Annotated in this window: 7 protein-coding genes; 1 reads left to right on the plus strand and 6 read right to left on the minus strand. The window is 44.2% G+C overall.

The annotated features are described in order from the left end of the window. Positions 1-279: 279 nt before the first annotated feature. Positions 280-1,206 (minus strand): homoserine kinase, encoded by a 927-nt coding sequence (locus GVY04_14825; GenBank protein NBD17358.1) that lies wholly within the window; start codon positions 1,204-1,206, stop codon positions 280-282. A gap of 79 nt (positions 1,207-1,285) precedes the next feature. Here GVY04_14825 and GVY04_14830 point away from each other — a divergent pair, with 79 nt between their 5' ends. Then, positions 1,286-2,671, plus strand: a complete 1,386-nt coding sequence (locus GVY04_14830) for a hypothetical protein (GenBank protein ID NBD17359.1) — start codon at positions 1,286-1,288, stop codon at positions 2,669-2,671. Positions 2,672-2,677: 6 nt separating this feature from the next. On the opposite strand, the gene GVY04_14835 is transcribed toward GVY04_14830, so the two are convergent. The 5 genes from GVY04_14835 to GVY04_14855 all read right to left on the minus strand — a co-directional run bounded on the left by GVY04_14835 (position 2,678) and on the right by GVY04_14855 (position 7,129). Beyond that, on the minus strand, positions 2,678-3,409 hold the full coding sequence (locus GVY04_14835) for a methyltransferase domain-containing protein (protein NBD17360.1): 732 nt from the start codon (positions 3,407-3,409) through the stop codon (positions 2,678-2,680). 151 nt (positions 3,410-3,560) lie between these two features. After that, positions 3,561-4,742: an aspartate aminotransferase gene (locus GVY04_14840; protein NBD17361.1), complete on the minus strand. Its 1,182-nt coding sequence runs from the start codon at positions 4,740-4,742 to the stop codon at positions 3,561-3,563. A 24-nt stretch (positions 4,743-4,766) separates the two neighbouring features. Further along, entirely contained in the window at positions 4,767-5,915 is a 1,149-nt protein-coding gene (locus GVY04_14845; protein NBD17362.1) for an iron-containing alcohol dehydrogenase, read from the minus strand. Between the two features lie 526 nt (positions 5,916-6,441). After that, complete coding sequence (locus GVY04_14850; GenBank protein ID NBD17363.1) at positions 6,442-6,801, minus strand: hypothetical protein; 360 nt, start codon at positions 6,799-6,801, stop codon at positions 6,442-6,444. Next, entirely contained in the window at positions 6,776-7,129 is a 354-nt protein-coding gene (locus GVY04_14855) for a DUF433 domain-containing protein (GenBank protein NBD17364.1), read from the minus strand. The genes GVY04_14850 and GVY04_14855 overlap by 26 nt, the downstream gene beginning before the upstream one ends. Between the last annotated feature and the right edge of the window lie 520 nt (positions 7,130-7,649).

Here is a 7,649-nt window from a genome sequence, read left to right on the forward strand (position 1 = left end):
GGGGCACGTCGGAACTCACGCTTGGGGAGAAGCAGCCTCTACTCTGGTAGAATCCGTTCTGTCAGAGCAAGCAGCCTCGATGAACCAAGAATCCCCCGCGCTTTAGCCGGGGGAGTGTCAAGATTGGGTCATTGGTCATTAGTCATTGGTCATTGGTCATTAGTCATCCTTCGACAGGTTCAGGAACATAGTCATTGGTTCACCCACTCTCCTTGTCTCCCTTGTCTCTCTTGTCTCCCCTCTCCCAACTCAGCCCATCATTTCAAAACTGACAGACTACTACTTCCGTGTTTGAAACGTTGCGCCAGTGGTGTTAACGTGTAGGACTTCGACCGTGGCGGCGATTCCTTCTTTTTGCCATGCTGTTTGCATTTCTTGAGCAACAGATGGGGCATCCCCCATACTAGTAATCGCCAGTATGGTTGGACCGGCACCGCTAATCGCAACGCCATAAGCGCCTGCTGTGAGGGCAGCTGCTTCTACCGCCGTATAGCCAGTAATAAGTTGTTGACGATAGGGTTGGTGCAGTTGGTCTTGCATTCCCACTCGTAACCAATCCCCCCGTCCCGTTTCGATCGCGCGTAATAATAACCCCAGGTGTGCGGCATTAAAAATAGCAACATCACGAGAAAATTGTGAAGGTAACACGGCTCGCGCGGCTTCAGTAGAGAGTTCAAAGTTCGGAATTGCCACCACGGGGACTAATTTTTCTGACCAAGGAATTTCTGCAATTTCCCAATCCTTCTCGGTGGGGACAGCTAAACGACAACCGCCCAGAAAGGCGGGGACAATATTATCGGGATGTCCTTCTAGCGCGATCGCGCTTCGTAATAAATCACGATCTTCTAATGGATGTCCGGCAAACGTATTGGCTGCTAGCAACCCCCCGACAATTGCCGTTGCTGAACTGCCTAAGCCCCGCGAGAGAGGCACTCCTAACTCAATCTCGATTTTAATAGGAGGGGGGGTTTCACCAAAATCCTCATAGAATTGACTGAACGCTCGATAAAGTAAATTATTCGTGTTGGTACTCACCCCTGCTGCTTCTTGGCCCTGAACAATAATCTCAACTGGAGAAGTGCCAGCTGCTTGTTTTGTAAACTGAAACCAATTATGAAGGCTTAAAGCAACTCCTAGACAATCAAACCCTGGTCCGAGGTTAGCAGTTGTCGCGGGAACTTGCACAGTCACTTGAGAAAAAGCCATATTGTCTTAAATTTAAACCAATCGGATCATACTATATCAATTTTTGATAACCGACTCGTAACCAGATATTTTTAGAACTATGGAACGCGCTACCGCTTGGTGGGAAAAAGGAATTGCAGTGATTGCTGTGCTAAGTTTACTTATTTCTTTTTTTAACTTAACTTATGTGCCACTACGGGATCTTTATTTGCAATATTTTCCAGCAATTGTTGAACATTATGATCCTCTCAAGGGCATCAGTCCTCATCCGTTTACTCAAAACTATTTAGAAACCGTTCATCAGCTAGAGAATACATTTTCTTCACAGGACAGATTAAGTCCTAAAAGTAAGGAACTTTTAAGCACTCTCCGTGACGAAAGTGAAGAAATGATTGACAATAATCCTTTTTTAGTTGCAGGAAAATTTGGTACGTTTGCTCGGGTAAAACGCTTGTTTCGAGAACATACCGGAGAACTGACTGCTGATCAGGGATTAAGTCAATTCTGGAGTGAAGATAATTTTCAAAAAAATGGACAAGCAGAACTCGACTATTTCCAAGAAAGAATTGCACCTCTTTTAGCCACTAACTACTATCGGGAAGTGGATGAATATGGACGCTTTGTTGATAATTTTTGGCGGATTGATAGTATTTTTATCGGCTTTTTTGCCGTTGAATTAATGACTCGAACAATGCTAATGAGTTATCGAATTCAAGGAATTAATTGGTTCGATGCTTTACTGCGACGGTGGTATGATTGGTTTCTTTTAATCCCTTTTTGGCGCTGGCTAAGAGTCATCCCAGTTTTAACACGTCTCCATACCTCAAAAGTTATTGATTTTGAACGAATTTTAAGTCAAATCACTTACGAACCGGCTGCCTATTTATCAGATCGGGTTTCTCAATATTTATTAGTGCGAATTATTAATCAAGCGAGGAGTTCAGTGGTCGAAGGAGAAGCAGCGAACTTTTTACTGAATCCTCAACCTTATCTCAAAGTCAGTGAAGCGAATAAAGTTGAAATTCTCACTGATCGATTGCTAGCATTGACGATTTATAAAGTATTACCCAAAGTGCAACTGGATGTAGAAGCATTATTGCACTATGCCTTACGCGGTGCGTTTTTAGAGTCCGATTTTTACCAAAATTTGCAACAAATTCCAGGCGTCCAAACTTTACCGGATACATGGCTCGAAAACTTATCGAGTCAATTGGCAAAATCCTCAGTGGAAGTTTTAGTTTCTTCCTATGAAGATGCAGAAGGACAAGCCTTATTTGATAAACTTTCTTCAGACTTTAAAGAGGCTCTCAAAGAAGAATTACAAAACAAAGAAACCCTAGCTGAAATTGAACAATTATTAGGTGAACTTTTAGAAGAAGTAAAAATTAACTATATTAAAAAATCTGAAGAAACTGACCCCATCGAAACTATGGAAGAAGTGGAAAAACTCACCACTCAAGAAGAACCTGAAAACAAAACAGAATGAGCCGTTTTAAGCTGAACGTTGCAAGATAAAGAAAACATAGCCGTAGCTGTTGCCTGATTCCTCAAAAACAGCAATTTCTTCTAACATCCCTTGCGCCAGTTCTTGCACTGAGGGATCTTCATGAGATTGCAGGGCTTGCGCTCTTGACTGGAGTGGATTGTAATATTGCTCCCAGGCACGCCGTGGTAGCGTGTAAGTATGCAGGATGTCGTAACCGGCATTCTCACACACAGCAAGGTTCTCCTGAACTGATTGCATCGCTGGATAGTCCGATTGGAAAAAGGCTTGAGCGCGATCGGGTTTAGTCTCAGTCAGCCAGGAGAGTTCGCTAACCACCAAAAATCCTTCCGGCGCAATGACCTTCGCCCAAGTGTTCAGGGCATGACGAAAGCCAATTGCATACGCTGATCCTTCTGACCATAAAAGATCGATATTTTGAAACGTCTTGGGAATCTCGTTCATGTCCATGCAGTGGGTTTGGATGAAAGATTGGAGATGACGAGAGCGGGCTTTTTTCATCAAATCGCTTAAAAAAAACTCGTATAAATCTATAGCGTGGATCAACGTCCTGAGTTTCTCTGCAAGAACTAAGGTGTGTCGTCCAGTTCCACAGCCGACATCAACAATTAATTCAAAATTATGGTGTGGCAGCAGATTTAAAGCATACTCCGTGCTGGCATCATCGCCAGGTGCCAGGTTTTCGAGTCCCTCAAATAATAATTGAATTGGATCAGACATAACAAGTGAGGAGGTAAATCATTAATAATGAGGAGACAAGGAGAGGAAGTGATCAGTTGGTCCTTCGTCCTTTGTATTTACAGGGAGTTTAATAACTAATGACCAATGACCAATGACTAATGACTAATGACCAATGACCAATGACTAATGACTAATCAAAGCGAATTCCACTGTGCTCAAAGCGATTTAAGACTTGCTGCAAGCGATCGCGCTCGGCAATTAAACTAATTCTGACATAGCCTTCTCCGGCTTCGCCAAAGGCATTACCGGGCGTCACGACTACGCCAGTTTTCTGTAAGGTATCCAAGGCAAAATCCGTGGAACTAATCCCGTTTGGACAAGGTACCCACAAATACATGGTTGCTTTTGGTTTCGGGATGTTCCAGCCTAATTTCCCTAAGCCTTCCACCAGAAAATCCCGTCGTTGTTGATAGCGCTGCTGCGCCGCTTCCACATAACTATCCGGTAACTCTAACGCCGTTTCTGCTGCGGCTTGGACAGCCGAGAAAATCCCATAATCCATATTGGTTTTCAGCGTGCGCAGTCCTTGAATAATCTTACTATTTCCCACGACAAAACCAACCCGCCATCCTGCCATGCTGTAAGTTTTGGATAGTGTATGAAACTCAACACTAATTTCTTTTGCCCCTGGAATTTCTAACACACTGGTGGGCTGGTAGCCATCAAAGGCTAATTCGGCATAACACAGATCATGAACCAGCAAAATAGAGTAATGCCGAGCAAAGGCAACAATTTCTTCAAAGAACTCCCGCGGAGCAACTGCTGTAGTGGGATTACTCGGATAATTGAAATACAGCATCTTCGCCTGCTGCGCCACATCCTCTGGAATCTTGGCGAGATCAATCAACCAATTTTCTTCCGCTGTCAGTGTCATTTGATGTAACTTGCCCCCAGCAATCAGCGGTCCGCGAAAATGAGCAGGATATGCCGGAGAAGGAACTAAAACGAGATCACCCGGGTTCACGTAAGCTAAAGCCAGATGGGTTAAGCCTTCCTTCGAGCCGATGAGCGGTAACGCTTCACTATCTGGAGAGAGATTTACCCCATACCGCCGGTAATACCACCGCGCGATCGCGCTGCGAAAACTCCCCGTCCCTTCAAAGGGGGGATAACCATGATTTTCGGCTACACTCAACGCTTGCGTAGCCGCATCAATCACCGGTTTTGGGGCAAAGCCATCGGGGTTGCCCATCCCCAAATCAATCAAATCTAAGCCTTGCTCTCGTGCCTTTGCTTTTAATTCGTCAAGACGAGCAAAAACATAAGGAGGAAGGGCATTTAATCGTTCAGCAGGGGTAAATTCAAATCCCATTGTGTTCTCAGGTTGATACCAGTGTTAACTCTCTTGGTTCACAGCAACCGCTTTACTATTGATCGTGACAGTAGTTGAGACCATCGCCGCCACTAATTCTGTTGGTTCCACCGTAAACGGTAAACGATGAATATCCGAATTCGGCGCACAAGCAATGTCGGCTACTTGTCGTAACTGTGCCAAGGTGACGTTTTCTAATCCTAAATCCTCAAGGCTCTTTGGTAAACCAATTTCGGAATAAAATTGCAGTAATTGGTGTCGCGCGGAAGCAGCCAGTTGGTTATCTTCGACCATTTCTTCTAACCGCAACTGCACTAAAATCCCATAAGCCACTTTTTCCCCATGCAAAATGTCATGAGTGGCAGCCAGATGAGTTAACCCGTTATGAATGGCGTGGGCGGCAACCGTGCGACAATTTGCACCGCCTAACCCCCCGATGACACCAGGGAGTAAAACCGTTGCATCGACAATCTCTTGCCAAACTTCTCCCCCAGGATTTTCCAAGGCTAGGGCAGACTTTTGTAAGAGAATATCTCGTAAGACACGGGCTTGTTGCACGGCAGCAATGGTTAAACTGGCTGTGGCATCACCACTACTAACACTCGCTTCGTACCATTTAGCAAGGGCATCCCCAATGCCAGCCACCAGCATCCGTTTGGGGGCAGTGGCAACTAAATCATAGTCGAGAATCAGTAAATTGGGGGCATAAGGGAGAGGAACATCATATTGAAACGCTCCTGCTGCAGTGTAAATGTTAGAAAGAGCGGTCCAAGCAGCACAAGTTGCACCTGATGTCGGAATCGTTACGATGGGTAAGTCACATTGAAAAGCAACCAGCTTGGCCATGTCCAAGGCTTTGCCGCCTCCGACGCCAATAATGAGGTCGGCTTGATGCATGGCAACTTGTTCTTGTAATTTCTGTTGCGATTCTTCGCAAGAGTCAGGATAGTGAGAGGCACTGATGGCAGTTAAATCATGCTCTTGTAGAATTGGGTTCAGAAAGGGTTGAACCAAGTTCAGTGCGCGATCGCCGCCAATGATAAGAGGGCGTTGACCGAGGTGCGCAATATTTTTTCCGGCTTGCGCGATCGCGCCTTTTCCCCGCATCACTTGCGCTGGAGAGACTTGTAACGTAATGACAGAAGACGTTGAAACTTGAGTTTGCTGCTTCATGAAAATCATTTTCGGAACTAACACTAATATCGAGCTTAACGAAAAATCCCTGATCAGTCGTCATTCTTCTGCTAGTCTTTCGATTTGCCACTTTAGAACTCACGGTTCGCTCATTTTCAGAGAGGGTTGTCAGATTGTGGACCCAGGCAAGTATAAATCTCAATGGGAAAGTTCAGCAACTGCAAAATCCTTTGCTGTAGAGGCTTAACGGGACTGAAACAATTGTGAGGCAAAAACAGCCTCAAACCTTTACTTATAGGATCGCGTGGAGAACTGCACTTCCTCATAAACTATAGTCATTCCAATTGATTTCCGTACAGCAGAGTTAAAGGCATGTTCTGTATTTGCCCCTCATTGATTGTATGGTTCTTACTTGGAATCACTATAAAGGTTCTTTTTGCAAGGTTGGTTCTTTTGCTTCGCCTTGATATTTCCAAATGCCAACAAACGCATAATGGCGATCGCGCTCTCTAATTCCCTGAGTTAAGCGCGATGCCGATCAAATCAACCAAAGATGAAAAAATTACTATAGAGGAATCCAAGCTGTTTGATCAATCCACTCCTCAGCTTCACTTAACTCCCAGATGAGAGCTAATTCTTCAGCCAAAAATCCCACAGAGGTTCTGGGACGTATCCACAGCAATCCCCAAATCTGTCTCTGTGCAGACCAATGATCTTCGAGATGCTTGGGCATACTGCGACGGTTATCTGTCACCAGAATTCGCTGTCTAGATTCTAGATACAACAAAATTTCTGGGTCTGGAGTTCCCAAGGCAGGAGCGCCGATTTGACCAACCCGCAAAATATCAATTTCTGGGTGACGACGTTGTAACGCGATAATCGTTCGTGGGGGTAGGTTTTCATCTAGCAAAAACTTGATTTTCACCGTCGTTCATGGTTGGTTGACGCTGTGCTTTTTTGCTTCTCAAACGATCGATCACAGGTGAAGTAGTATCATTGCAAAAGGCTTGATAGCGCTGTTCTTGCCACTCCGAAAGGCGCTTAAGATAAGCATCTATTTGCAATCGGTTGTGATGGTAGTAAGTAATTGTGGCATAAATGACTTCCAAACTGAGAGTGTTTAGCTCCCCCTGAATTTCTTCTGGGGTATAACCGTCAAGATAATAACTTAAAACATTATCAATCCCGACGCGATGCCCTTTGAGGCGAATATCATCTTCACTGACAAATTCAAAGTAATCTTCTAGCTGCATGGAATCTTTTGGTGTTTCTTCTCTTCTTACTTCTAAGATAGAATATTTTTCTATTCTTTGAATTATTACGAGAGTCAAACTATGTTGAAGTTCTTTAAAGAGACTATCATCGATCGCCCAATCGCGCCCTCTAATTCCCTGAGTTAAGCGTGATTGCGCTTAGCTAAAGATGAATGAGTCAGTCTGGAAAATAAAATGAGCAATAGATAGGGTGGGGAAGGTAAGCCAAATCAGAAGTCGATCATTTACAATTAAAGTCGGTTTTTCTTCGCTCTACTCAACCTGCCTTTTTATCCTTACAAAATTAGGAGATACTAGCTATGTATATTAATCGCGTCATTGTCAGCACTATTATAAATACAAACCCGGCTAATATTAGAAAAATCAAACAAGAGGGGGGCTAACATTTATTGCGCAGGGTAAGCGCAAGAAAATTTAGGTCTCAAATAGGTTAGAGTATAAAGGAATCGAAGCGTTAAGAACTTGCAACAAATACGCCACATCCATGCTAGCTCGTTTC

Source organism: Cyanobacteria bacterium GSL.Bin1, assembly GCA_009909085.1.
GTDB lineage: Bacteria > Cyanobacteriota > Cyanobacteriia > Cyanobacteriales > Rubidibacteraceae > Halothece.